22 protein-coding genes are annotated in these 26,360 nt (G+C 71.7%); 4 read left to right on the top strand and 18 right to left on the bottom strand.

What is annotated here, in order from left to right; genetic code table 11:
• Window positions 1-115: 115 nt before the first annotated feature.
• A complete protein-coding gene (locus BK819_RS16090; RefSeq protein ID WP_071330039.1) occupies window positions 116-772 on the bottom strand; it encodes a class I SAM-dependent methyltransferase in 657 nt (218 codons plus the stop codon).
• 53 nt (window positions 773-825) lie between these two features.
• Complete coding sequence (gene rsmI / locus BK819_RS16085) at window positions 826-1,647, bottom strand: 16S rRNA (cytidine(1402)-2'-O)-methyltransferase (protein WP_071330038.1); 822 nt, start codon at window positions 1,645-1,647, stop codon at window positions 826-828.
• Between the two features lie 83 nt (window positions 1,648-1,730).
• Here rsmI and BK819_RS16080 point away from each other — a divergent pair, with 83 nt between their 5' ends.
• Window positions 1,731-3,284: a dolichyl-phosphate-mannose--protein mannosyltransferase gene (locus BK819_RS16080; RefSeq protein ID WP_071330037.1), complete on the top strand. Its 1,554-nt coding sequence runs from the start codon at window positions 1,731-1,733 to the stop codon at window positions 3,282-3,284.
• A 34-nt stretch (window positions 3,285-3,318) separates the two neighbouring features.
• Here BK819_RS16080 and BK819_RS16075 read toward each other — a convergent pair whose 3' ends face one another.
• The 7 genes from BK819_RS16075 to BK819_RS16045 all read right to left on the bottom strand — a co-directional run bounded on the left by BK819_RS16075 (window position 3,319) and on the right by BK819_RS16045 (window position 11,231).
• Window positions 3,319-3,798, bottom strand: a complete 480-nt coding sequence (locus BK819_RS16075) for an Lrp/AsnC family transcriptional regulator (RefSeq protein WP_025105602.1) — start codon at window positions 3,796-3,798, stop codon at window positions 3,319-3,321.
• 1 nt (window position 3,799) lies between these two features.
• Window positions 3,800-5,191, bottom strand: coding sequence for an amino acid permease (locus BK819_RS16070; protein ID WP_071330036.1), 1,392 nt, complete (start codon window positions 5,189-5,191; stop codon window positions 3,800-3,802).
• On the bottom strand, window positions 5,188-6,279 hold the full coding sequence (gene hisC / locus BK819_RS16065; RefSeq protein WP_071330035.1) for a histidinol-phosphate transaminase: 1,092 nt from the start codon (window positions 6,277-6,279) through the stop codon (window positions 5,188-5,190). Before hisC ends, BK819_RS16070 begins: the two co-directional genes overlap by 4 nt.
• Before the next feature lie 165 nt (window positions 6,280-6,444).
• Window positions 6,445-8,247: a thioredoxin domain-containing protein gene (locus BK819_RS16060; protein ID WP_071330034.1), complete on the bottom strand. Its 1,803-nt coding sequence runs from the start codon at window positions 8,245-8,247 to the stop codon at window positions 6,445-6,447.
• A gap of 119 nt (window positions 8,248-8,366) precedes the next feature.
• Entirely contained in the window at window positions 8,367-8,936 is a 570-nt protein-coding gene (gene msuE, locus BK819_RS16055; protein WP_071330033.1) for an FMN reductase, read from the bottom strand.
• 149 nt (window positions 8,937-9,085) lie between these two features.
• Window positions 9,086-9,922, bottom strand: coding sequence for an aldo/keto reductase (locus BK819_RS16050; RefSeq protein WP_071330032.1), 837 nt, complete (start codon window positions 9,920-9,922; stop codon window positions 9,086-9,088).
• Between the two features lie 55 nt (window positions 9,923-9,977).
• Entirely contained in the window at window positions 9,978-11,231 is a 1,254-nt protein-coding gene (locus tag BK819_RS16045) for a heparan-alpha-glucosaminide N-acetyltransferase domain-containing protein (RefSeq protein ID WP_083391842.1), read from the bottom strand.
• Between the two features lie 66 nt (window positions 11,232-11,297).
• On the opposite strand from BK819_RS16045, the gene hrpA reads away from it, so the two are divergent.
• Together hrpA and BK819_RS16035 are read left to right on the top strand one after the other, a co-directional pair.
• Window positions 11,298-15,275 (top strand): ATP-dependent RNA helicase HrpA, encoded by a 3,978-nt coding sequence (gene hrpA, locus BK819_RS16040; RefSeq protein ID WP_071330030.1) that lies wholly within the window; start codon window positions 11,298-11,300, stop codon window positions 15,273-15,275.
• A gap of 23 nt (window positions 15,276-15,298) precedes the next feature.
• The gene (locus BK819_RS16035) at window positions 15,299-16,243 is read left to right on the top strand and encodes an NADP-dependent oxidoreductase (RefSeq protein WP_071330029.1); all 945 of its coding nucleotides are present in this window, start codon (window positions 15,299-15,301) and stop codon (window positions 16,241-16,243) included.
• A 57-nt stretch (window positions 16,244-16,300) separates the two neighbouring features.
• Here BK819_RS16035 and BK819_RS16030 read toward each other — a convergent pair whose 3' ends face one another.
• From BK819_RS16030 to BK819_RS16660, 9 genes are all read right to left on the bottom strand, one after another.
• Window positions 16,301-16,867 (bottom strand): hypothetical protein, encoded by a 567-nt coding sequence (locus tag BK819_RS16030; RefSeq protein WP_143049341.1) that lies wholly within the window; start codon window positions 16,865-16,867, stop codon window positions 16,301-16,303.
• A gap of 40 nt (window positions 16,868-16,907) precedes the next feature.
• Window positions 16,908-17,516 (bottom strand): alkylhydroperoxidase domain protein, encoded by a 609-nt coding sequence (locus BK819_RS16025; RefSeq protein ID WP_071330027.1) that lies wholly within the window; start codon window positions 17,514-17,516, stop codon window positions 16,908-16,910.
• Window positions 17,513-18,160 carry a CMD domain protein gene (locus tag BK819_RS16020; RefSeq protein WP_071330026.1) on the bottom strand — a complete coding sequence of 216 codons (648 nt, stop codon included), beginning with the start codon at window positions 18,158-18,160 and terminating at the stop codon, window positions 17,513-17,515. The genes BK819_RS16025 and BK819_RS16020 overlap by 4 nt, the downstream gene beginning before the upstream one ends.
• Window positions 18,157-19,227 (bottom strand): putative FMN-dependent luciferase-like monooxygenase, encoded by a 1,071-nt coding sequence (locus BK819_RS16015; RefSeq protein WP_071330025.1) that lies wholly within the window; start codon window positions 19,225-19,227, stop codon window positions 18,157-18,159. Before BK819_RS16015 ends, BK819_RS16020 begins: the two co-directional genes overlap by 4 nt.
• Complete coding sequence (locus BK819_RS16010) at window positions 19,224-20,870, bottom strand: ABC transporter ATP-binding protein (RefSeq protein WP_071330024.1); 1,647 nt, start codon at window positions 20,868-20,870, stop codon at window positions 19,224-19,226. The genes BK819_RS16015 and BK819_RS16010 overlap by 4 nt, the downstream gene beginning before the upstream one ends.
• Entirely contained in the window at window positions 20,867-21,760 is an 894-nt protein-coding gene (locus BK819_RS16005) for an ABC transporter permease (protein ID WP_071330023.1), read from the bottom strand. Before BK819_RS16005 ends, BK819_RS16010 begins: the two co-directional genes overlap by 4 nt.
• On the bottom strand, window positions 21,757-22,737 hold the full coding sequence (locus tag BK819_RS16000) for an ABC transporter permease (protein WP_071330022.1): 981 nt from the start codon (window positions 22,735-22,737) through the stop codon (window positions 21,757-21,759). Before BK819_RS16000 ends, BK819_RS16005 begins: the two co-directional genes overlap by 4 nt.
• 16 nt (window positions 22,738-22,753) lie before the next feature.
• Window positions 22,754-24,388, bottom strand: coding sequence for a TIGR04028 family ABC transporter substrate-binding protein (locus BK819_RS15995; RefSeq protein WP_071330021.1), 1,635 nt, complete (start codon window positions 24,386-24,388; stop codon window positions 22,754-22,756).
• Between the two features lie 402 nt (window positions 24,389-24,790).
• Window positions 24,791-25,384: a hypothetical protein gene (locus BK819_RS16660; protein ID WP_143049340.1), complete on the bottom strand. Its 594-nt coding sequence runs from the start codon at window positions 25,382-25,384 to the stop codon at window positions 24,791-24,793.
• 162 nt (window positions 25,385-25,546) lie between these two features.
• Here BK819_RS16660 and BK819_RS15990 point away from each other — a divergent pair.
• A partial coding sequence (locus BK819_RS15990) for a hypothetical protein (RefSeq protein ID WP_371259858.1) occupies window positions 25,547-26,360 on the top strand: 814 nt, incomplete at its 3' end.

The raw sequence follows: 26,360 nt of genomic DNA, 5'->3' as shown, positions 1-26,360 counted from the left end.
CCCCTCCCCTCCGCCCCTCCCGCGCGCCGGCGCAGATTCGCGTCGGTGTCGCAGGAATAGAGTCAGTCTCTGCGAGACGGTGCGGATCTGCGAGGGTGTGCCTGGACAGGGCAGGTCAGGGGCGGAGGGCGCGGAGGGCTCCGTGGGGGCGAGAGCTGATCTCGCCGGGTTCGCGCTCGCGGGTCTCGGACCACTGCAGTTCGAGACCGGCCGCGGCGAGCAGCGGGGACAGGGCCTCGGCCGTCCAGAAGAACGCGGGGGCGACGGCATGCGGGAAGACCACCCGAGGTTCGCCGACGAAGAAGCCGAGGAGCAGGCTCCCACCGGGGGCGAGCACCCGGGCGAACTCGGCGAACACGTCCGGCAGCTCGGTCGGAGGCGTGTGGATCACGGAGTACCACGCGAGGACCCCGCCGATCGTGCCCGATGCCTGCGGCAGCGTCCGGAACGACCCGTGATGGAACGAGAGGTGCGGATACTGTGCCCGCGCCCCGTGGACGAAGGCCGTGGAGAGGTCGATCCCCTCGACGTCCCGTCCGGTTCCGGGCTCCGCACTGTCGCGCCCGCGCAGGAAGGCCGTCCAGTGACCGGGGCCGCATCCCGCATCGAGCAGTCGCCCCGGGGTCTCATCGCGCCAGCGCCGGATGAGCTCGCGGTCGCGCGGATCCATCAGCCCCAGGCATCCCGCGGCCTCCCGGTACTCCACGGCCCTCGCGTCGTAGGCGCGCGCGACCGAGTCCTGTCCCGCGGGAGGTCGCAGACTCGGGCTCATGTCGCAGCCGTCCCCCGCATCCCTGCGACCCCGGTGCGAATCTGCGACGGGAGTCACCGTGACCGCGCCGCGAGGGCCGCCTGATACAGCTCCCGGGAGGACAAGCCCGTCAGGGCCGCGACCTCGGAGGCCGCCTCCTTCAAGCGGGTGCCATCCGCGACCAGAGCCTGCACCTGGGCGAGGGCGTCCTCCGGGGAGGCCTCCCGCCGCGGCGCCCCCTCGACGACCACCACGATCTCGCCCCTCACGCCGTCGGCGGCCCAGGCGGCGAGCTCGGACGCGGTGCCACGACGGACCTCCTCGTACAGCTTCGTCAGCTCCCGACACACGGCGATCCGGCGGTCCGCACCGAAGGCGGCCCCCATGTCGGTGAGAGTCGTTGCCAGGCGCGAGGGCGACTCGAAGAACACCATCGTGCGGGGCTCGGTGGCGAGGGCGGAGAGGGTCGCCCGGCGCTCCCCCGGCTTCCGCGGCAGGAACCCCTCGAAAGTGAAGCGGTCCGTCGGCAGCCCCGAGATGGCCAGGGCCATGAGCACTGCGCTGGGCCCCGGGATCGCGGTCACCGTGACCCCCTGCGCCACCGCCTCGGCGACGAGGCCGTACCCCGGGTCGCTCACGGTCGGCATGCCCGCATCGCTCAGCACCACGAGGTCGGTCTCCGCGGCGAGCGCCGCCAGCTCCGCGGCCTTCTGCTTCTCGTTGTGGTCGTGCAGCGCGATCAGGCGGGGCCGGTTGTCGACCTTGAGGGCCTGCAGGAGTCGCTGCGTCGTGCGGGTGTCCTCCGCGACGACGATCTCGGCGTTCTCCAGCACCTCCACGAGGCGCCGCGACGCATCGCCCAGGTTTCCGATCGGGGTCGCGGCGAGGATGATCACCCGCCCAGCTTAGGCGTGGACCCGCAGCGGCCCCGGGGCCGGCATACCGGGAGCACAGGGCGGAGTGTGTATAGGCTGGACCGGTGACCGCGCCCGAGCCCCTCCTGCCTCTCCCCGAGGAGCGCCTCACGCGCTACGAGCGGCTCCGTGACCGCGTGCTGCACGCGCCGGACTGGGGCCGGGCGATCGGCTGGCTGGCCCCGCTGCTGGTCACCGCGCTCGCGGCGGTCCTGCGCCTGGCGAACGTCGGCCACCCGCACCAGCTCGCCTTCGACGAGACCTACTACGTCAAGGACGCCTGGTCGCTGTGGAGCCTCGGGTACGAGGGGGTGTGGGGCGAGAACGCGAACGACGCCTTCGTCACCCTGCAGGAGCTCCCGCTGACGAACAAGGGCGCCTTCATCGTGCACCCGCCGCTCGGGAAGTGGCTCATCGCGCTCGGCATGGCCATCGGCGGCCCGGACAACAGCGCCGGCTGGCGTCTGGCGACCGCCGTCCTCGGTGCGGGATCGGTGCTGCTGGTCTTCCTCATCGCGCGCCGGCTGACCGGCTCGGTCGTGGCGGCGACGGTGGCCGGGACGCTCCTCGCGATCGACGGCCTCAGCATCGTGATGAGCCGGATCGCGCTGCTCGACGGCATCCTCACCTTCTTCGTGCTGCTGGGCGTGCTGTTCGTGCTCATCGACCGCCAGCGCACGATCCCGCTGCTCGAACGCCGGGACCCCGACGACGAGCACCCGCTGTGGGGACCGATCCTCTGGCGCCGTCCCTGGCTCGTCGCCGCGGGGCTCGCACTCGGCGCCGCCTCGGCGGTGAAGTGGTCGGGGCTGTACGTGCTGGCGGGCTTCGGACTCTACGTCGTCATCACCGACGCCCTCGCCCGGCGCCGCGGCGGGGTCGTCGTGTGGCCGGCGTCCGCGGTCTTCCGGCAGGGGCCGGTGTCGTTCGTCCTCCTCGTCTTCCCCGCTCTCGCGGTGTACCTCGCGAGCTGGACCGGGTGGCTGGTGACGGTGAACGGCTACGACCGCGGCAGCGACCCGAACCCGCTCGTCGCCCTGTGGAACTACCACGAGGCCATGCTCGGCTTCCATGTGGGCCTCACCCGCGGGCACCCCTACGCGAGCCCGGCGTGGGAGTGGCCGTTCCTGCTCCGCCCGACCGCGGTGTGGGTCGACAGCGACCCCACCGGCTGCGGCGTCGACCACTGCATCGGCGTGATCTCGGCGATCCCCAACCCGCTCATCTGGTACGGCGGCGTCGCGGCCAGCGTGTACCTGCTCTACCGCCTCATCCGCGGCTGGATCACGCGGCAGCCGGTCGGCCCGGCGCTCAGCCTGCCGCTCGTGGGGCTCGCGGTGACCTACGTACCCTGGCTCATGTTCCCCGACCGGACGATCTTCCAGTTCTACACGGTCGTGATGATGCCGTTCCTCGTGCTCGCGCTCACCGTCACGCTGCGGATCATCGCCGGGCGCCGGGAGGATCCGCTCGCGCGCCGGCAGTCGGGAGAGCGCACCGTCCTGATCTACCTCAGCGTCGTCGTCCTGGTGTCGGCGTTCTTCCTGCCGCTGTGGACGGGGATGAGCGTTCCCTACGACTTCTGGCGCCTGCACAACTGGCTGCCCGGCTGGGTCTGACCGGCGGGCTGGCCGGCCACAGCGCGGCCCCGGGTCAGGAGACCTCGTCGGCCACGTGCTCCACGAGCGGGAGGACGCGACCGGAGAGATGCGTGCGCATCGCGATGGAGGACGCGGTCCGCGCGACCCCCGGCACAAGGGCCACCCGGTCCAGCACCTCCTGCAGCCGCGTCGCATCGCGGGCGACGAGCCGGAGTTGCATGTCGCTCGCGCCGGTCACGGTGTGCATGTCGACGATCTCCGGCACCGCGTCCGCGAGGGCGGTGGCGACGTCGTCGTGTCCGACCTTCTGATCGATCTCGACGAGGCAGAACGCCACGACGCCGTACCCGAAGCCGGCGGGGTCGATGCGCGGCACGATCGCCTCGATCACCCCGCCCTCGTGCAAGCGCGCGAGACGGCTGGTGGCCGTCCCCCGCGCGATGCCCAGCCGGCGCGCGCACTCCAGGAGGGGCAGCTGCGGCGACTCCGTCAGGAGCCGGATCAGCGCGGCGTCGAGGCGATCGATCCGCACGTCACTCCTTGACGATGCCGGGGCGGGAGACACCCCGCGTCAGGCGGGCGACGACGAGCAGCACGGCGGTGAGCCCGAGCGTGAGCAGCAGCTGGATGCGCGCGGCCGGGTCGACCATCGCCAGCGCGATCACGGCCGCGAGCAGCACCAGGCAGAGCCACGAGACCCAGGGGAAGCCCCAGAGCCGCATCGGCATCGCCTCGCCGGCGCGGTCGGCCCGCCGGCGCAGCACGATCTGCGAGATCGCCGTCGCCGTCCAGATCACCAGCAGGGTCGACCCCACGACGTTCAGCAGCGCCGGGAGCACGACATCCGGGAACGCCCAGTTCAACCCGACGGTGACGAAGCCGAACGCCACCGAGGCGAGGACGGCGACGAACGGCACGCCCTTGAGGCTCGTCCGCGTGACGGACAGCGGCGCCAGCCCCCGCTCCCCCAGCGAGTACGCCATCCGCGACGCCCCGTAGATGTTGGCGTTCATGGCCGAGAGCAGCGCGATCACCACGATGAGGTCCATGACGAGGCCGACGCCCGGCACGTTCAGGGTGTCCAGCACGGCCGAGAACGGACCGGCCTGGACGGCGGGGTCGTCCCACGGGAGCACCGCGACGATGACGAAGATCGAGCCGACGTAGAAGATGAGGATGCGCACGAGCACCTCGCGCACGATCCGGCGGATGTTGCGAGAGGGGTCGTCCGACTCGGCGGCCGCGATCGCGACGACCTCGGTGCCGCCGAACGCGAAGACGACGATGAGGAGCGCCGCCGCGATGCCGGTGATGCCGTGCGGCGCGAAGCCGCCCTGGTCCACGAGGTTCGAGATGCCGGTCGCCGGCACGCCGGGGATGAGCCCGACGATCGCGCATACGCCGACGACGAGGAAGGCGATGATCGCGGCGACCTTGATCGCCGCGAACCAGAACTCGAAGCGGCCGTAATTGCGCACGCCGAAGAGGTTCACCGCAGTGAGGGCCACGACGAACACGAGCACCCAGACCCACGCGGGGATCCCGGGTACCCAGTTCGCCACGATCCCGGCCGCGCCGGTCGCCTCGGCGGCGATCACGACGACGAGCTGGATCCAGTACAGCCAGCCCACCGCGCTGCCGGCGCTGCGCCCCATGGCCTTCTGGGCGTAGGAGCTGAAGGCGCCGGAGCTCGGACGGGCCGCGACCATCTCGGCGAGCATCGCCATCACGAGCACGACGATGCCGCCCGCGACGAGGTACGAGATGAGCACGGCGGGTCCGGCGATGCTGATCGCCTGCCCGGAGCCGACGAACAGCCCCGCGCCGATCGCGCCGCCGAGCCCCATCATGGAGATCTGGCGGCGGGTGAGGCCCGGGTGCAAGCCCTTCGTGGTCGTCGTGGTGACGGGGACCTCGGTGGTCACGCGCCCACCTCCATCAGGTCGGAATCGTGGTCGGAATCGCCGGAGGCCGCGAGGGCCGCTTCCACCCGATCGATGTCGGCGGCGGAGCCGGACGAGATACGGACGCCCTCACCGGGGAAGGCGCGGGCGACCACGCCCCCGGCGTGCAGGACGGCGTCGAGCTCGGCGGTGTGCTCCCCCGCGGGAACCCAGACGAAGTTGGCCTGCGAGCGGACGGCGGGCCAGCCGGCGGCGGTGAGCACGGTGTACAGCCGGTCGCGCTGCGCCACGACCTCGTCGATGCGGACGGCGAGCTCGTCCTCCGCGGCGAGCGAGGCGAGGGCCGCGGCCTGGGCGAGGTCGGTGACCCCGAACGGCACGGCCACCTTGCGCTGCGCCTCGGCGATCGTGGCGGGGGCGATCGCATAGCCGATACGGAGACCGGCGAGGCCGTAGGCCTTGGAGAACGTGTGCAGCACCGCGACGTGCGGGTGGCGACGGAACAGCTCGATGCCGGCGCCGCGGCTGTCCGTGCGGTCGAAGTGCACGTAGGCCTCGTCGATGACGACGAGGACGTCGTGCGGCACCGCGGCGACGAAGCGCTCCAGGGCCTCGGCGTCGACGACCGTGCCGGTCGGGTTGTTGGGGTTGCACACGAAGACGAGGCGCGTGCGCGGGGTGATCGCGGCGAGCATCGCGTCGAGGTCGTGTCCGTGATCGGCATCCAGCGGCACGGCGACGGGCGTCGCCCCGGCGATCCGGACGAGCGAGGGGTAGGCCTCGAAGGACCGCCACGCGAAGACGACCTCGTCCCCCTCGCCGGCGACCGCGTGGATGAGCTGGGCGGCGATCTCCACCGACCCCGCGCCGACGGTCACCTGCGCCGGGTTCACCGCATACCGGGCGGCGAGCGCCTCCCGGACCGCGGAGGCACTCATGTCCGGGTAGCGGTGGATGCCGGCCACCCGGTCCTGCACGGCGCGCACGACGGAGGGCAGCGGCGGATGCGGGGACTCGTTCGAGGAGAGCTTGGAGGCACCGGCCGGGGCGGAGCGCCCCTGTCGGTAGGCGGGCACGGCGTCGAGACCGGCGCGGGCGGAGAGAGTCATCGTCAGAGCATCCTTGCTGTGATCCGAGAGGGGTCGCGTCACCCTAGAACGGATGGCGGGCGCTGGGCAAACCGTGCACTCGAAGCTGCGCATCGCGCGCACTCGACAGGCTGAAGGACGCCGCACGGTAGGCAGAATGCACAGCGCTGCGCCGGAGAAGGGCGCTCACCGTGCGCGCGAGACCGCGGCCGGATCGCTCACCGGCAGGCGGCACACGAAGGCGCGGCAGTCGTAGGCGCGCTCGGCGGTCGCCTCCTTGCCCTCGAACAGCTCGAACCCCGCGGCGGCGAACGCCGCGGCCTGCGCCGGCGTGACGACGGCGACGACATCGGCATCGGCTCCGCGGGCCGCGGCGGCGAGCACGCCACCGGGGTCCTCCGTCACCACGACGAGCTGCCGCGGCGCCGTGGCGAGTCCTGCGGCGACCCGCAGCAGACTGCCGTGGGCGAAGGGCTGGGCGAGTGCCCGGGAGGCAAGGGCCTGCACCCGCTCGGCCGCCGCCGCGCGATAGCGGTCCCCCGCTCCGAGCCGCCAGGCACTGAGCGCGGCCTGCGCGACCGCCGCCGTGTCCGAGGGGAGGTCGCCGTCGGTGTGGTCGGGCGAGGCGGCGATGCCCTGCGTACGGAGCAGCGGGTCCTCCCCCGCGGCGCCGTCCAGCACCCCGTCGAGGAGGTCGCGCCCCGTGACCGCCGGAGGGACGTCACCCGTCGCCGCCGCGAGGGCGAACAGGCCGTCGGCGAGGAGAGCGAGGTCGGCTGCGGTGGCGACCGCGGCGGAGGGTCGGCCGTCCAGGGAGGCCCGTACGAGCGCGCCGTCGGCCCCGCGGTTGGTGCCGAGCACGGCCGCGGCCGCGTCTGCGGCATCGGCGATCCACGCGTCCTCGCCGAGCGCCGCCCCCGCCCGGGCGAGTGCCGCGATCGCGAGGCCGTTCCATCCCGTGATGACCTTGCCGTCTACCGCGGGCGGCTCCAGCGCCGCGCGCTCCGCGACGGGACGGAGGTAGTAGCCCCCCTCGCTGCGGGCCCCGTCGATCCACGATTCGGAATCCTGCGCAGCGCCGAAGCCGCCGCCCTTCCGCCGCAGAGTGCCGAGCAGGAAGCGGGCTATGCCGCGCGCGGTCTCCTCGTCGCCGGCGTCGAGCGCGACCTCGAGCAGCTGGGCGTTGTCGGTCAGCATGCGCTCGTAGTGCGGCACCGTCCAGTCACGCCGGGTCGCATAGCGGAAGAACCCGCCGTCGGCGTCACGCAGATCCGAGTCCACCATCGCCGCGAGGGCGCGCTCGGCCGCAGCCGCCGCCTCCGGTGCGGCCGCGCGGACGAGGGGCTCCTGGAGGAACCGCAGGGTCGTGGCCACCGGGAACTTCGGAGCTCCGCCGAAGCCGCCGAACTCCGCGTCCTCCCTGGCGGCGAGACCGCGGGCGGCCTCCGCGAGGGCGGCGGCGTCCGGGAGGCTCGACGCCGCGGTCTCCGCCGCCTCGGCGAGCGCCGCGGTCACCGCGTCGGCGGATTCCTCGGCCTGCGCCCGTCGCGTCGTCCACGCCTCGCGCACCGCGGCCAGCACATCGCGGAACGCGGGCATCGGCGGTCGCGCCTCCGGCGGCCAGTACGTCCCCGCGTAGAAGGCGCGTCCGGCGGGCGTGGTGAACACCGTGAGCGGCCAGCCGAGGTTCTGGGTGAACGCGGACGCGGCGGCCATGTACGCCCCGTCGACGTGCGGATGCTCCTCGCGGTCGACCTTCACCGCGACGAACCCCTCGTTGATGCGGGCGGCGGTCTCCGGGTCGGCGAACGACTCGCGCGCCATCACATGGCACCAGTGGCAGGTGGAGTAGCCGATCGAGATCAGCATCGGCACGTCCCGGCGGCGAGCCTCCGCGAAGGCCTCCTCCCCCCAGGGGTACCAGTCGACGGGGTTGTCCGCGTGCGCCCGCAGATAGGGGCTGAGAGTGTCGGCGAGCCGGTTCGTCATGCTCCCACGCTACGCCGGGGAGGCCTGCTGGGGGTCGGACCCGGATCAGCCGACGAGCAGCTCCGCGGGGCGGGACAGGCTCAACCGTCGAGCAGCTCCGCGAGACCGGGAGACCCGGATCAGCCGACGAGCAGCTCCGCGGGGCGAGACGCGGTGTAGCCGACGAGCGGAAGGGCGCGCTCGGCTGCGAGCGCGATCCGCGCCCGCAGCACGTCGGTGGCCACCTCGTAGCCGTCGAAGTCGGTCGTGCTCGCGTACACGCCGAGCGGGAGGGTGAGCGCCTGGAAGAACGCGAACAGGGGACGGAGCTGGTGCTCGATCATGAGGGCGTGCCGCTCGCCGCCGCCGGTCGCGGCGAGGAGCACCGGCGTGCCGACGAGGGCGTACTGGTCCACGAAGTCGAACAGGTGCTTGAACAGCCCCGTGAACGAGGCGCGGTACACCGGGCTGCCCGCGATGAGCAGGTCGGCGGTCTCGATCGCCTTCAGCTGCGCCTCCGCCTCCGGCGGGAGCTGGTCACGGGTGAGAGCACCCGCGAGCGAGGGGCCGATCTGCGTGAGCTCGATCAGCTGCGCCTCGACGGGGGCACGCTCGGCGACCGCGGCGGTGATCGCACGGAGGAGGGCGGTGGTCTTGCTCGGCTCGTGCAGGGAGCCCGAGACGGCGACGACGCGGAGCGGAGCTGTCATGCGCTCGACGGTACCCACGCGGACGCCCCGTGTCGCGCGAAGCGACACGGGGCGTCATGTGCGGTGTCCGTGCTGTGGAGCGCGGCTCCGGTCAGTGCGGGCTCGGTGACGGCGTCAGTGCCGAGCCCGCGGCCGGCATGAGGGCGGGATCAGTTGACCTCGTCCGGGTGCGAGCCCACGCGGCCGGAACCGTCGAGCGGGTCGAGCGCGTCGATCGCGGCGATCTCGGCGTCGGTCAGCTCGAAGCCGAACACATCGAGGTTCTCGCGCAGGCGCTCGGGGCGCACCGACTTCGGGAAGACGATGATGCCCTTCTGCAGGTGCCAGCGCAGGACGGCCTGTGCGGGCGTCACGCCGTGAGCGGCGGCCGCCTCCGCGATCGCCGGGGTGCCGAAGAGGTCGTACTTGCCCTGGCCGAGCGGACCCCAGGCCTCGATGCGGACGCCGTTGGCCTCGGCCCAGGCGACCTCCTCGCGGCGCTGGTACGCCGGGTGCAGCTCGATCTGGTTCACGGCCGGGACGACGCCGGTCTCCTTCACCGTGCGCTCCAGGTGCGGCACGAGGAAGTTCGAGACGCCGATGCTGCGGGTCAGGCCCGCGTCGCGCAGCTCGATGAGCTTCGCGAACGCGTGGACGTAGTCGTCCTTCGCCGGGGTGGGCCAGTGCACGAGGTAGAGGTCGACCTGCTCCAGGCCGAGCTTCTCCAGGCTCTCGCCGATGGCGGCGCGGGGCTCGTCGTCGTGGTGGCGGTCGTTCCACAGCTTCGTGGTGACGAAGAGCTCCTCGCGGGGGATGCCGGAGGACGCGATGGCCGCGCCGACACCCTCCTCGTTGCCGTAGATCGCGGCGGTGTCGATGTGGCGGTACCCGATCTCCAGGGCCTCGCTCACCGCCTTCTCGGTCTCCGCCGGCGGCACCTTGAAGACGCCGTAGCCCAGCTGGGGGATGGAGTTGCCGTCGTTCAGTTCGAGTGCAGGAATGGTCATCCCCCCAGCCTAGGACCTGTGATGACAGGTGCGGCCGTGCGGATGACGAAAAGCGTCAGCGGCGAGGGACGGCCGCCATCGCGACGGCGCCCTTCCCGACAAGTCGCTCCAGGGGGCCACGGCCGACGAACATCGCCCACAGCGTCGTGACCATCAGGAGCGCCAGGGCCGTGAGCGCCCAGAAGGCGTTGTCCGCGATGAAGCCGCCGGGGCCGGCGACGACGACGACGGAGACGACGTGCAGGCTGTATGCCGTGAGCGGCATGGACCCCAGCGCGCCGAGGGGCAGCAGCAGCCAGCGCAGCGGACGGCTCAGCAGCAGGCACAGGGCGACCACCGCGAGGGCGAAGCCGCCGGAGCCCAGGATCTCGGCGGTGCCACCGCTATGCGGGTCGACGGCGAAGACCGCGCGGACCATGGAGCCGAGCGGGTCCGTCGCGGCGAGCGCTTCGGGGTAGCTCTCCCAGCCCGACGGCGGCATCGCGTCGTCCGGGATGAACGACGACGACGACAGGCTCTCGGCAGGGAGGCTGTCCAGGCTCTCGTCGTCAAGGATCTCGATGCTCTCGCTCCCGGAGTATCCGCTCGTCGAGGAGCTGAGTGATCCGGTCCCGCCCAGTCCCGCGCCCGCGCCGAGAGCGCCGAGGCCGTAGCCGATCGCGGCGAGGACTACGCCGACGACGAGGGCGACGACGGCCGTGCGCAGCTCCTGCACCCGGAGCCGGCCCAGAGCCATGCCGCCGAGCACGAGCGCCAGCCACACGGTGATCGGATAGGTGCCGTAGAGCGCGAACCCGATGCCCGCGCCGAACGGCTGCAGCGCCACCGCGCTGAGCAGAGCGAGCAGCGCCGGACCGGCGAGGGCGAGGACGGCGGCGCCGAGGAGCAGCTGCCACGGTCGCCACCGCAGGACCGGGATGACGGCGACGTACAGCAGGCCGTAGAGGGTGAGGATCACGGCGATCGGCGTGTTGAGGAGCTCCAGGGCGAGACCGATCACGAAGATCACCGCGCCGCGGCCGACGAGGTTGAGGCGGATGCTCGGGACGCGCTCCCGCTCCGGCAGCACGTCGCGTCCTGTCATGAGGGCGATGGAGACGCCGGCGAGCAGCGCGAACAGGATCGACGAGCGACCGTGCACGAGGTCGGTCCACGTCGTCGGGTCGCCCCACTCGAACGCCTCCGTCACGCCGACGTGGGCACCGGCCATGCCGAGGATCGCCAGACCCCGCGCGACGTCGAGACCGAGGATGCGCGGCGGCCGCCCGAAATCACGGAACCAGCGCACGGGGCGGAGAGCAGCAGTCATCACCCGATGATCGTATGCGGCGATCGCGGCGACCCCGGTGTGCATCCCGGCATACGATGGAGGGCTATGTCCTCCCTCGTGATCTCCTACCCTCCGGAGCTGCCCGTCAGCGCGGCCAGGGACGAGATCTCCGACGCCATCCGCGACCACCAGGTCGTCATCGTCGCCGGCGCGACCGGATCGGGGAAGACCACCCAGCTCCCGAAGATCGCGCTGGAGCTGGGCCGGGAGCGCATCGCCCATACCCAGCCCCGACGGCTGGCCGCCCGCACGATCGCGGAGCGCGTGGCCGAGGAGCTGCGGGTCGAGCTCGGCACGCTCGTCGGCTACAAGGTGCGCTTCACCGACAAGGTCTCCGACGAGACCCGGATCGCGCTGATGACCGACGGGATCCTCCTCAACGAGATCTACCGGGACCGGCTGCTGACGCGCTACGACACGATCATCATCGACGAGGCGCACGAGCGGTCCCTCAACGTCGACTTCCTGCTGGGCTACCTCGCCCGCATCCTCCCGGAGCGCCCGGACCTGAAGGTGATCATCACCTCCGCCACCATCGACCCGGAGAGCTTCGCGCGGCACTTCGCCGCCGCCGACGGCACCCCCGCGCCGGTCATCGAGGTGTCGGGGCGCACGTATCCCGTCGAGATCCGCTATCGCCCGCTCGTCGACGAGGACGCGGAGCAGGACGCCGCCGGCGAGCCGGAGGACGAGGTGAGCGCGATCGTCGCGGCGCTCCGCGAGCTGGACCGCGAGGCGCCAGGCGACGTGCTCGTGTTCCTGCCGGGCGAGGCGGAGATCCGGGATGCGGCCGACGCCGTGCGCGCCGCCTACGCCAAGGACCGTTCACCCACCGAGGTCCTCCCCCTGTTCGGTCGGCTCTCCGCCGCGGAGCAGCACCGGGTGTTCGAGCGCAGCACCGTGGCCGGCGTCCGTCGCCGGGTCGTGCTCGCGACGAACGTGGCCGAGACGAGCCTCACGGTGCCCGGCATCAAGTACGTCATCGACACGGGCACCGCCCGCATCTCCCGGTACAGCAACCGCTCGAAAGTGCAGCGGCTGCCCATCGAGGCCATCTCCCAGGCCTCGGCGAACCAGCGCTCCGGTCGTGCCGGTCGCACGAGCGACGGCATCGCCATCCGCCTGTACTCCGAGGAGGACTGCGCGCGGCGTCCCGAGTTCACCGAACCCGAGATCCTGCGCACCTCCCTCGCCTCCGTCATCCTGCAGATGCTCGCGTTGGGCTTCGGCGACATCACCGCGTTCCCCTTCCTCACCCCGCCCGACTCCCGAGGCGTGAAGGCGGCGTTCGACCTGCTCACCGAACTCGGCGCCCTCCGACCGGCGCACGGCCCGGACGATGGCCCCCGGCTCACCCGGATCGGACGCGACATCGCCCGGATGCCGATGGACCCGCGGTTCGCGCGCATGCTCATCGAGGCGAGCCCTTCGACAGGCTCAGGGACCCAGAGGGGGTCAGGCCCTTCGACAGGCTCAGGGACCCAGGGGTCGGTGCTGCGGGACGTGCTCGCGATCGTGGCGGGGCTGTCCATCCAGGACGTGCGCGAGCGACCGGAGGACCGCCGCGAGGAGGCGGACCGGCTGCACGCGCGCTTCGTGGACCCGACGAGCGACTTCCTCACCCTCCTGAACCTCTGGAACCACCTCCGAGAGCAGCAGCGCGCGCTCGGCTCCAGCGCGTTCCGCCGGCTGTGCCGCAGCGAGCACCTCAACTACGTGCGGGTCCGCGAGTGGTTCGACGTGCATCGCCAGCTGCGGACGCTCGTCAAGACCCCCGACCGCGGGGCGGAGCCGAGCGGTGCCGCCGATCCGGATGCCATCCACCGCGCGCTGCTGTCCGGCCTGCTGTCGCAGATCGGCGTCCTCGACGAGCGCACCGCCCCCGCGGGGAAGGCCCACTCCCCCGCGGGGGACGCCCGCCGCCGGATCACCGAGTACCGGGGCGCGCGGGGCATCCGGTTCTCGATCTTCCCGGGCTCGGGGTTGCGCAAGAAGAGCCCCCGGGCGGTCATGGCCGCCGAGATCGTGGAGACCTCCCGCACCTTCGCCCGCACCGTCGCCGCCATCGACCCCGCCTGGGCCGAGCCCCTCGCCGGCGACCTCGCCAAGCGCCAGGTCACCGAGCCGCACTGGTCCAAGGACGCCGGAGCCGCCGTGGCGTTCGAGAAGGTCACGCTGTTCGGGGTCGAGATCATCCCGCGCCGGCGCGTGCAGTTCGCCCGCATCGACCGGTCCGCCTCGCGCGAGCTCTTCGTGCGTCATGCGCTCGTCGAGGGCGAATGGGATCCGTCCCGCATCGACAAGCGGGTCAGTGCGTTCTGGCGCAGCAACGCCGAGCTCCGCCGCCGCTTGGAGAAGCTCGAGGAGCGCGAGCGGCGCCGCGACATCCTGGCCGGCGACGAGGCCGTATTCCGCTTCTACGACGAGCGCATCCCCGCCGACGTGTTCGACGTGCGGTCGTTCGAGAAGTGGTGGCGCGAGGCGCTGAGGACGACGCCGAAGCTGCTCGTGATGCGCGAGAGCGACCTCATCGACGACGAGGACCGCGCCGACCAGCGCGAGTTCCCGACCCGGTGGACGCAGGGCGACCAGGTGCTCGGCCTCGCGTACCGGTTCGAGCCGGGCGCACCGGACGACGGCGTGAGCGTCGTGCTGCCTCTGCCGCTGCTCGCCCAGATCGAGGACCGCGGCTTCGACTGGCAGGTGCCTGGGCTCCGCGCCGAGCTCGTCACCGGACTGCTGCGTGCGCTGCCCAAGGCCATCCGGCGCCACGTCGTCCCCGCCGCCGACTGGGCGGAGAAGTTCGGGGCGGCGCTGGCCCACGAGGGTCCGGAGGTGCACGGCGGTCTCCCCCCGCGCACTCTCAAGGAGGCGCTCGCACGGCTCGTGCAGCCGCTCGCGAACCAGGTGGTCACGGCCGCCGACTTCGACGACGAACGGGTGCCGGCGCATCTGCGCATGAACTTCCGCGCCGTGGACGAGCGGGGACGGGTGGTCGGGTCCGGGCGCGATCTCCGGACGCTGCAGGCCGAGCTCTCCGACCGTGCGCGCAGCAGCGTCGCCCGCTCCATCGCCCGACCCGGGCGCGCGGAGGCACCGGGGCCCCGCGGGGCGGAGCGCGTGGCCGCCGCTCCCGTCGAGCAGACCGGGCTGACGGCGTGGACGTTCGGCGACCTCCCGGCGGTCATCGACACGAAGGTCGCGGGCGGCGTCGTCCGCGGGTACCCGGCGATCATCGATGCCGGCACGAGCGTGTCGGTGCGGGTCGAGGCGACCCCCGACGCCGCAGCCGCCGCCACGCGAGACGGCGTGCTGCGTCTCGTCCTGCTCGCGGTGCCCTCGCCGTCCTCGTACGTGCAGCAGCACCTCACCAGCGCGGAGAAGCTCGCGCTCGCCGCCTCGCCGTACCCGTCGGCGGCCGCGCTCATCGAGGACTGCCGAGCCGCCGTCGCCCGTCGTGTGATCGACGCGTCGACCGACGGCGCCGACGGCCGGGACCGTGGCATCGTGCGCACCGCGGCCGAGTTCGCCCGGGTCCGCGACGCCGTGTCCGCCGTGCTCGTCGACGAGCTCTTCGCCTGCGTCTCCCTGGTCGCCCGCATCCTCGCGAAGGCGCGGGAGGTGGAGCGCGGCATCAAGTCGCAGAACGCGCTGGCGCTGCTCGGTCCGCTGAACGACATCCGCACTCAGCTCTCCGGCCTGCTGCACCCCGGCTTCGTCGCGGCAGCGGGAGTCGACCGGCTCGCCCACTTCCCCCGGTACCTCGACGGCATCATCGACCGGCTGAAGACCCTCGCGAACGAGCCGGGCAAGGACCGCGCGCGGATGACGGAGTTCGAGCGGATGGCGGCGCTGTTCGCAGACGCCGGGGGCACCATCCCCCTCGCGCCCGACGCGCCGCCCGCGATCGTCGAGGTGCGCTGGCTGCTGGAGGAGTACCGGGTCAGCGTCTTCGCCCAGCGTCTCGGCACCGCGCAGCCGGTGTCCCCGCAGCGGATCACCAAGGCGCTCGCGGGGAAGTGACCCTCGCCGGGTAGCCTGAGGGCATGGCCCGCGCGATCGTCTACACCGAGTTCGGATCCCCCGCTGTCCTCCACCTCATGGAGGTGCCTGACCCCGTGCCCGTCCGCGGCGAGGCGCTGGTGCGCATCGAGGCGGCCGGCGCCAACCCCATCGACGCCAAGCTCCGCGGCGGCAAGCGCCCGTCCGCGCCGATCACCGAGCCGCGTCCGGTCGGGTTCGACGGCGCGGGAGTCATCGAGGTGCTGGGCGAGGGCGCGGACGGGTTCGAGGTCGGCGACCGCGTCGCGATCCGCGACACGCTCGGGACCTACGCCTCCGCCCTCGCGGTCGAGGCCGACAAGCTCGTGAAGCTGCCGGACGCCGTCACCGCGGCCGAGGGCGCGGCGATCGGCATCCCCGCCGGCACCGCCTATCAGTCCCTCCGCTCGCTCGCCGTGACGGCCGACGACGTGCTCCTCGTGCATGCGGGCTCGGGTGCGGTCGGCCAGGCCGCCGTGCAGTTCGCCGTCGCCTGGGGCGCGACCGTGATCGCCACCGCGAGCCCCGCCCGGCACGATCAGCTCCGCGAGCTCGGCGCGATCCCCGTGGCCTACGGCGACGGCCTGCTCGACCGCGTCCGCGCGGCGGCCCCCTCCCCCGTGACCGTCGTCCTGGACTGCGCGGGCACCGACGAGGCGATCGAGACCTCCCTCGCCCTGGTCGCCGACCGCGACCGCATCGCGACCATCGTCCGCGGTCCCGACGCCGCCGACTTCGGCATCCGGGCGTTCTCCGGCGGCTCCCCCGAGCCGCTCACGCCGCAGGAGTTGGAGTGGCGCGCAGAAGCGCTGCAGAAGACGGTCGACCTCCTGGCCGCGGGCGACTTCACCATCGAGCTCGGCCCGGAGCTGCCCCTCGCCGAGGCGGCCCGGGCCCATGAGCTCATGGAGACCGGCGCCGCCTCGGGGAAGATCATCCTCGTCCCCTGAGGGATCAGGGTGGCACCGGAGCGGAGTTGCTGCGGCGACGGGATCCGACCCGATCGCCTACCCTCCGGGGCAGTCGCACTCACTGCCGCTGTAGCACTGGCACACCGAGTCGGGGTAGTCGGCCTTGGTGGCGGTGAGTCTGACGTCTAGTTCTTCGAGCGGGACGACGTCCTCGATGCCGTCCAGTTCCGGGATGTCCGGGCAGTCCGCGGGGCCGGTCTCCACGACCTCTTCGCCTCGCGGAAAGGTCAGGGTGAAGCACACCGCCCCCTGGCGTTGCTCGTACCACCAGCCACCGCCCGTCTGCGCGCCACCGAATGCGAGGAGTGTCAGGGTGGTGCCCTCGCCCCTCTTGTCGAGGTCGAGGAGCTTGAGGGGGTTGCCGTCGAGCTCGTCGGTTCCGTCCCGGAGGTCGGAGGCGAGGGAGAGTTCGGCGATGGTCACTTCCGGGTCCGTGACGATCTTGCCGCGGTGCTCCCACATGTCTTCCTGCGCGTCTTCGATGGAATCCGCGAGGCTCACCCGCACGAGGCTCTCGATGCTCGGCGCGCACCCGACGAGCATGACGGCCGCAGCGACGAAGCCGACGACAGGGAGGCTTCGGCGCCGCAGACGGCTTGTCATGATGCGACGGTAGCGCATCCGGCGACGGCCTCCCTGTCGGTCAGGCGGGAGCAGTGGGGCGGCCGAGCGAGAGCATCAGCCGGTTCGCCCAGTTGAAGAAGGCCGCGCCGTGCACGACGTCTGCGATCTCGAGATCGTCCAGTCCGGCCGCACGGAGGCGCGCGATGTGCGCGGGACCGAACGCGCGGGGCGTGTCGGTCAGCGCGACCGCGGCGGCGACGATCGCGTTCCAGCGCTCCCCGAGGTCTGCGTCCACGCCCTCGGCGAGGAGCGCGTCGACGGCTTCCGGCCGCTTGCCGTGGTGCGCCGCGAACCGGGAGTGCACGGAGGCGCAGAAGACGCAGCCGTTGCGGCGGGAGGCGGCCGTCGCGGCGAGCTCCCGCTCCGCGCGGGGCAGCCCCTCCGCAGTGTTGTAGAAGATGTCCTTGTCGACGAGGGTGCGCGCGCGAAGCACCTCGGGGTCGCGCGCGAGCAGCCGGAAGTACTCGTTCTTCGCGCGGGCGGCGTCGACGAGGCCGTCGAGGTGCCGCGGAGTGAGATCCTCCTCCGCCAGCGGCGCGAGGTGCGGCGTCCAGCCGACCTCGGCGCGGGTGAAGGCGTCAGGATAGGGGGCGTCGTCGTGGCGGAGCACGGTGTCGGCGGCGGTCATGCGGCCTCCTCGTCGGTGTCGGTGTCGGTAGCGGTGGCGGTGTCGGTAGCGGTGGCGGTGAGTCCGGCCTTCTGGAGCACGCGGAGGCCGGTGACGACCCGCTGCTGGAAGGCGAGGAACGACACGAGCTGCGACAGCGTCACGATCCCGTCCGTCGACCAACCGGCGTCGTGCAGACGGCCGAGGTCGGTGCCTGATGCCTCGCGGGGGCGGAACACCAGCAGGTGCGTGTGCGCGAGAGCCGCCGCGAGGCGCTCCCCCAGGGCAGCCGACGCCGCCGCGTCCGGCACGTACCGCGCGCCGTCGGTGCTCTCGGCCTCCAGCCCGCGTTCGGTGTAGGCACCGAACGGTCCGGTGGTCGCGGCGGCCTCGGCCTCTCGGGCGACGATCGCGGCGCGCTCAGGGTCGATCTCGCGCGCTCTCCCGGCGTAGAACTCCGCCGTGGGGTCGTCCTCACCGGCGAGCGCGGTCGCGAACGCCGCGATCAGCGCGCGCTCGGCGAGCGACACGTGCTCCGCGGAGACCGGGTGGAACAGCGCGTCGAAGCTCGCCTGGAGCTCCTCCCTGGTCACAGGACGGCGACGACGCAGCGCATCGAGCTCCGGCGTCACCCCCGTCAGCTGGTCGACGATGTCGGCGGTCATGCGTTCTCCTTCACGGTGGGGGTGTTCTCGGCAGTGCGGGTGCTCTCGGGATCCGGCGGGGACAGCGCGTAGCCGAGGGCCGGGGCGACCTCCGTCGCGAACAGCTCGATCGACCGCAGGACGTGGGCGTGCGGTGCGTCGACCGAGTGCACCTGGAACGCCACCTCGGTCGCGCGGTGCAGCGTCGTGTCCGCGGCGAGCGAGGCGGCGACCTCCTCGGGCGTGCCGAGATGCGTGTCGAGCGCGGCGATGAGGTCGTCGAGGTCGTCTCCGGGGATCGTCTGGCCCTGCCGACGGAAGCCCTCGGCCGCGCGCCGCAACCCGACCTCGGCGAACCGGAGCGCCTCGGCGCGGTCGTCCGCCACGAACACGGTGCGGGAGGCGGTGATGCGCGGGGTCGCCTCTGCGGGCAGCGCGTCGAGGTACGCGTCGATGATGGGGTCCTGCAGGGCGGACAGCGGCGCGTGCAGCCGGTCGTGGGGGCGGGGCTGCGTGCGGGACAGCAGCAGTCCGTGACCGTGGACGCCCGCCCGATGACCGCCGGGTGCCGAGAACGTCGCCTGCCAGATGCGCGCGGCCAGCGACCCCGCGTCCGGATACAGCGTGTTCCCCGCACCGATGTCCCGGCCGGCGAGAGCGTCGAGCAGGAGACTGAGCTTGCGGTCGTAGGTGGGCCCCTTGTCGCGCACGTCCTCCCCGAAGGGCGCGAAGGACGACGGGGTGCCGCCGCTGCCGAGCCCGAGGTCGATCCGCCCGTCCGCGAGCAGGTCGGCCACCACGGCGTCCTCGGCCACGCGGACCGGGTCTTCGAGGGGCAGGGTGATGATCCCGGTGCCGAGGCGGATCCGGGAGGTGCGAGCCGCCGCGTGCGCGAGGAAGACGAGCGGCGAGGGCAGCCCGCCTTCCGCCGCCCGGAAATGGTGCTGCGCCACCCACGCCCTCCCCACGCCGTGCTCCTCGGCGTGCTGGATCTGCGTCAGGGCGAGGCGGTAGCGGTCGGCCGGGGACGCGTCGTCGAGGAGCCGCGTGAAGAACGCGACGGTGGGACGAGGGGTGGTGGCGCTCATGCGAGGATCTCCGTTCGGCCGGGGACCGCGGCCAGCAGCTCCCGGGTGTTCTCGTGCTGCGGGTCGTGGAACAGCTCTTCGGTCGGCCCGTCCTCCACCACGCGACCGCGGTGCATGACGGAGACGGTGTGGCTGATGCGACGCACCACGGCGAGGTCGTGCGATATGAAGAGGTAGGTGAGTCCGAGCTCGGCCTGGAGCGCGGAGAGCAGTTCGAGGATGCGCGCCTGCACCGTCACGTCGAGCGCCGACACCGCCTCGTCGAGCACGAGGATCTCGGGGTCGACGGCGAGCGCCCGTGCGATCGCGACCCGCTGCCGCTGCCCGCCGGAGAGCTCACTCGGCGTACGGCGGGCCGCATCCGCCGGCAGCGCCACGCGTTCGAGCAGGGCGACCGCGCGATCCCGACGCTCGGACCGGCCGCCGATGCGGAAGTTGTGCAGCGGCTCGGCCACGATGTCGGCGATCTGCTGCCGCGGATCGAGCGAGGCGAAGGGGTTCTGGTACACGAGCTGGATCCGTCGGCGCAGCGCACGCAGTCGCGCCCCCTCGACGGCCGTCGCGTCCTCCCCCGCGAGCTCCACGGTCCCGGCGTCCGGACGGAGGAAGCGCGTGACCAGGCGCGCGGTCGTGGACTTGCCCGATCCGGACTCGCCGACCAGCGCATGGGTCGTGCCGCGGCGCACCCGGAAGGAGACGTCGTCGACCGCCCGGAAGCGCTCACGACCCGCGACCCGAAACTCCTTCACGAGGCCCGCGGCCACGATCTCGTACGGCCTCTCGGCGGCCACCGCCGCGGCATCCCGGAGGAACGGCGGCGCGTCCGGACGCCGGAAGCCGGTCGTGAAGCCGGGCGCGTCCGCGAGCAGCTGCCGCGTGTACGGGTCTTCCGGCTCCGCGAGCACCTGCGCGCTCGGCCCCTGCTCCACGATCCGACCGTCCTTCAGCACCGCGATCCGCGCCGCCCGGTCCGCGGCGACGCCGAGGTCGTGCGTCACGAGCAGGATGCTCGTGCCGTCCTCGCGCTGCAGCTCGTCCAGCAGGTCCAGCACGCGGCGCTGCACCGTGGCGTCGAGGGCGCTGGTGGGCTCGTCCGCGATGAGCAGTCGAGGCCGGAGGGCGATCGCGGCCGCGATGAGGACCCGCTGCCGCATGCCGCCGGAGAGCTCGTGCGGATACTGTCGGGCGCGCAGATCGGGGTCGTCCAGCCCGACGCGGTCGAGCAGCTCGAGCACGCGGGCGTTCCGGGAACGACGGTCGCGATGCCCGTGCAGGCGCAGCACCTCGGCGACCTGCACGCCGACGGGGCGCACCGGGTCGAGCGACGTCGTCGGATCCTGCGGCACCAGCCCGATCTCCGACCCGCGGATGCCGCGGAACGCCCGATCCGACCATCCGGAGATGTCGAGGTCGCCGAGGCGGACGCGGCCGCCCTCGACCCGTCCGCCCTGCGGCAGCAGGCCGAGGAGGGCGTGCGCCGTGGTGGACTTGCCGGAGCCCGACTCGCCGACCAGGGCGAGCGTCTCCCCCTCGGCGATGGCGAAGGAGACGCCGTGCACGACCTCGCGACCGGCGTACGAGACCCGCAGGTCCGTCGCGGCGAGGACGGGTGAGGCTGGTGACGGAGGGGTCGCCAGTGTCATCGGGGGCTCCTTCCGAGCCGGTGGCTGATGCGGTTGGCGCTGAGCACGACGGCGACCACGACGAGGCCGGGCAGCGCCGTGAGCCACCAGGCGGTCGCGATGTAGTTGCGTCCCTCGGCGATCAGCAGCCCCCACTCGGGGGTGGGCGGCGGGGCTCCGTAGCCGAGGAAGCCGAGGGTGGAGATGGCGAGGATCGCCGTGCCGAACTGCAAGGCGGCGAGCGCGACGATCGGGGTGAGGGCGTTCGGGAGCACATGCCGGCGCAGCACGGCGACGAAGGTGCCGCCGCTGCCGTACGCCGCCTCGACGTACTCGGTGCGGCGCACCCGCGCCACCTCGGCGCGCATGAGCCGGGCGAAGGCGGCGACGCTGCCGAGTCCCACGGCGATCGCCGCGTTCACCGTTCCGAATCCGAGCAGGATGATGACGGAGAGCGACAGCAGCAGCCCGGGGATGGCCAGCAGCACGTCGACGATCCGCATCAGCACGTCGTCCACGATGCCGCCGGTCGCGCCGGCGACGGCCCCGAGGAGCGTGCCGAGCGCGAGGCCGACGGTCACGGCGATGAGCGCCCCTGACAGGGAGTGCACCGCGCCGTGCACGACCCGGCCGAACAGGTCGCGGCCCAGCGCGTCGGTCCCGAACCAGTGCGCGGCGCTCGGGGGCAGGAGCTTGTCGGCGGGTACGCCGGTCAGCGGGTCGCCCGGCGCGAAGACGCCGGGGATCACCGCCCACAGCACCGCCACGGCGACGACCGCGAACGCGAGGTACAGTCCCCAGGCACGCGACCGCCGTCGCGGACGGGATGCGGAGACGGGCGCCGGGGCGGACGGCGCGGTCGGGGCACCCGACGTCTCGACCGACGTCTCGGCGATCACGGGAGCGGTCATGCGGGCACCTCCTGGGCGGCGGGAAGGACGGGGCGGGAACGGGCGGCGCGCGCCGATCGCCGCTGCCGCGGGTCGATCAGGGGCGTGGCGAGGTCGACGGCGAAGCTGATCACCACGAACCCCAGCGCCGACAGCATCACCACTCCCTGCAGCACCGGGATGTCCTGGTTCGCGACGGCCTGCTCCGTGAGGCGTCCGATGCCGGTGCGGCCGAACACCGTCTCGGTGACCACGGCGCCTCCGACGAGCTCTCCGAACAGCACCCCCGCGATGGTGAGCGTCGGGACGGCGGCGTTGCGTGCGACCGAGCGCGTGAGCACCCACGCCGGCGGCGCCCCCTTCGCGCGAACCACGGTCACGAACGGCTGCGCCTGCACCCGGTCGATCGACCGGACCAGCACCTGGGCGAGCGGCGCCGAGATCGGCACGGCGAGCGTGAGGACGGGCAGGATCAGCCCGCTGACAGGATCAGCCCCCACGATCGGCACCCAGCCGAGTCCGAACGAGAACACCTGGATGAGCAGGATCCCGAGCCAGAACACCGGGACCGCGACGAACAGTCCCGGCACCTGGCGCAGGCCGTCCCGCAGCCACGCGAAGGGGGCGAGCGCGGAGAGCGCCGCGATCAGCACCGCGAGCACGACCGCGACCAGGAGTCCGAGCGCCGCGAGCAACAGCGTGGCGGGCAGCGCCTCGGCCAGCATCGTCCGCACCGGGGTGCCGTACTGGGTCGAGTAGCCGAAGTCGCCCGCCAGGAAGCCGAGACCCGCGTGCAGGTACTGCTCCCCCCACGGCACGTCGGCGCCGTAGGTCGCGCGGATGTCGTCGAGCTGCTCCGGCGAGAGCCCCAGGCTCGGGTCGGAGAACTTGATGAGGATGGCGTCTCCCGGCAGCAGCTGCAGCAGGAAGAACGTGGCCGTGAAGGCCGCGATCAGCACGATCGCGGCCTGCCCGGCCCGTCGGAGGACGAAGGTCATGGGGTCACCGTGATCCTCAGTGCTCCGCGAGCCACACGCCGGAGAACGTGGGCCGGCCGACCGACTCGAAGGCGACGCCGTGCACATACGTGGCCGCACCGTAGACCTGCGGCTCCTCGAAGAGCGGGATCACGTACGCCTGCTCCGCGATGTAGTCCTGCACGGCCTGCGAGGCGGCCACCCGCTTCTCGGCGTCCGGCTCAGAGGCGACGGCGAGCAGCAGCTCGTCGAGCGTCGCGTCCTGAGAGATGAGCACGTCGCGGTTCTTCGTGAAGTACTGGCTCTTGATCACGTCGAGGTCGGCACGCCCGACCATCGAGTGGTAGAACCCCGTCTTCAGCGGATCACGCGTGTCCTCCGCGTAGCTGCCCGCATCGCCGGGCTTGACGGTGAGCTCCACACCGACCGCCGCGAGCTGCTGCGCCACGAGCTCCAGGGTCTGCTTCGACAGCGGCTGCGGCTTGGCCTCGTAGACCGTGATCGACAGCCGCTCGCCGTCCTTCTCCCTGATGCCGTCGGCGCCGGGCTCCCAGCCCGCCTCGTCGAGCAGCGCCTCCGCCTTCTCCGGGTCGTGGGCGTAGTGCGCGGACTCGTCCTTGTAGCCCGCGGCCTGGGAGGACAGCACCGACGTGGCCACCGGGTAGTTCTCGGTGAACAGGGTGTCGACGACCTCCTGCGCGTCGACCGCGGCGATGATCGCCTGGCGCACGCGGATGTCGGACAGCAGCGGGTTCTCCGGGCGGAGGGCGATCGAGTTGTTCACGCCGCGGGTCTGCGGGGCGTAGAGCGTGAATCCGGCGCCCTCGACGCGGTCCTCGTCGAACGCCTGGACGTAGCGGACGTAGTCGGCCTGACCCGCGAGCAGCGACCCGATGCGGACGGAGTCCTCGGGCGTGACCAGCACGTGCACGGCGTCGAGGTAGGGACGACCGTCGTTCTCGGCGCTGTCCGGGCCCCAGGCGTAGTCGTCGCGGGCGGTGAGGGTGTACTCGGTGCCGAGCTTCTCGTCGGTGACCGTGAAGGGACCGGAGCCGATGATGTCCTCCGCGTTGCCCGCGCCGAAGTCCTCGATCGTGCCGTCCAGGGTCTCCGGAGACAGCAGTCCCGAGTTGATGGTCGACGTCGCCTGCAGGAATCCGGGCGACGGCGCGCTGAAGCGGAACGTCACGGTGTCCTCGTCGACCACCTCGCTGCCGGCGTAGTTGTTGATGGCCTCGGAGACGGTGAGCCCGCGCTCGGCGTCGCCCAGCCCGTAGGTGTCGAAGTTCTTCGCCACGGCGGCGGCGTCCACGGGTGTGCCGTCCGAGAACGTCACGTCCGGGTTGAGGTCGAAGGTGTACTCCGTGGCGTCGTCGTTCACGGTCCACTCCGCGGCGATCCACGGCTCGATCTCGAGCGTCTCCGGGTTCTGCCAGGTGAGCCGGGCGGCGATGTTGTTGACGATGCCGCCGTTCGGGTAGAAGCCGGCCTGCGGCGGATACAGGTTCGTGTAGGCCTGGTGCTCGAGGTAGGTCAGCGTGCCTCCGGTGACGGGGTCGCCGCCGGCCGCCGGTGAGACCGCGGGAGCGGGCGTGGACGCGCAGGCGGCGAGGCTCCCCGCGAGCACGAGCGGGAGCGCCACGGCGGCAGCGCGGATCAGACGACGGTTCATGCGGAGGCCTCCTGGCTTCGGGTGGGACGAGGTTTCTTCACGGTAGGAATCGGGGCTGCGACGGCGCGACTCGCGCGACACCACAGGTCACGCGTCGACATACGAGGAAATGCTGTCGAGCGCGCAGGGAGGCCTCGATCGGGATGCCCTGTTCTAGCGCCACCGACTCATGCGGGTCATTTCACTCTCGGAGCCGCGATTCTCCATCACTGCTGCGTCTGCAGTCCGGACCCGCTGCGCCCGCTGGCACCGATGCCTCACGGTCGTGGTGGTGCACCGAGCGCATCGACGAGTAGAGGTAAAACCCAGAGCCGCCCCGACGACGGTGTCGGGGCGGCTCTTCAATCGCAGTGCGATCTCAGCAGCAGCATGAACGCTGAGGTGCGCGCATGCCACGAGGCATCATCGAATGCTGGAAACGTTCACCTGCTTTCCGGTGACCGTGAAACCTATCTGAATCCACGCCTTGGTTCCGTTGCGAAGAGGCATGCACACAGTACCCGGGTTGAACGGGTTCGTCGGCAGAGGATCGATCCAGCAGAGCTTCGCGTAGTAGTTTCCTGTCCAGAAGTCCTTGCGGGCACCCCAGGTTCCCTTGGTTGTGCCGAGAGTGAACCGATAGTTGATGCTGGGTGTGGCCGCGTGCCAGCACGGCTGTGAGGTGCTCGTGCAGTTTGGCGATGCCGCTCTCGTGCTGATGCTTCCCTGGGGCGGAAGCGAGCCGAAGACCTCCTCATTCAGCTCCGCCTCTGACATGGGAACCACCGACGTGACGTCCCCCGTGTAGGGATCGACGCTGACTCGCTTCAGGTCGTCGCTGGCGAGAAGATCCGCCTCCGCGTTGGTCAACTGCGAGAGGGATCCAACCTCGACCGGGGGCGGTGTCTCTTCGCTGTAGCTTGTCGCACTGTGCGCCGCTGTCCCCCCGGTAGCGACCATGATCACTGACGCAGATACGCCGATGATGGACTGAATCAACCGCTTCACTTTGACCACTCGTAGCTCCTGTTTATCTGTATCGGTACGAGCAGAATCGTGCCGTGCTTCGAAGCCGCACGGAACCGACTGGGGACGTATCGGTCCCGGATTTGAGGTTTCAATCTGGACCAGACACCCGAGACTGAGAAGACATGAACACACGACCTGGAGGGTTGAATAGTGCGTCTCAGATCAATAATCGCCGCATCTCTGGTAGTAGGCATCGCCGTCACGACACCGCATGCCGCTAGCGCCGAGAACGAGGCGGACACGATAGAAGAACTGCGAGCCGCAGCGCCCGAGATCGCAGAGATGATCGCACCATCCACCGTCTCATCGACATCGGTGGGTGATGTTGACGCGACGGTGAAAGATGACACGATCTCGATCTCGTCCGATAGCGGAACGATTAGTTTGACCGCGGAAGAGACCGGTGCATCGAGCGAGGTCGAGGCTGTGCTTCTCGACGATGCATCCGCACTCTTCGCGATCCGGATCGATGATGCAACGGCGCCACGCACCTACGATTTCGCGCTGGACCTGCCGAGTGACGCCACCGCAGAGCTCCTTGAGGGTGGAGCTATGGCCTATCTCAACAGCAAGGGCGAGTATCTCGGTGGCGTTGCGGAGCCGTGGGCAAAGGATGCGATCGGCCAAGAGATCCCCACGTGGTTCACCTACGCTGACGGGGTGCTCACTCAGCATGTGGACATTGACGCGGTCGAGGATGTCGTCTATCCGCTCGTCGCTGACCCGTACCTGGGTAAGTGGCTTGTCGAGTCCGCGTACGTCACGAACCAGGGTGGCTCGAAGTACGTCGTCCGCGCTGTCCCGACCGCCTTCGGTCGCCAGAACAATGCGTTGGGCACCTACAAGTTCCATACCGCCGACCTGAAGGCCAGACTTGGCACGAATGCGAACAAGGTGACCTCAACGATTCTCAATCAGTTCCATTGTCACGTCGCAGCCAATGGGGCTCTTCGGACATCCGGTG

The sequence above is a fragment of the Microbacterium sp. LCT-H2 genome (genome assembly GCF_001866135.1).
In the GTDB taxonomy this organism is placed as follows: domain Bacteria; phylum Actinomycetota; class Actinomycetes; order Actinomycetales; family Microbacteriaceae; genus Microbacterium.
The sequence above is the reverse complement of the archived record's forward strand: the minus strand, read 5'-3'. Positions and strand labels throughout refer to the sequence as shown.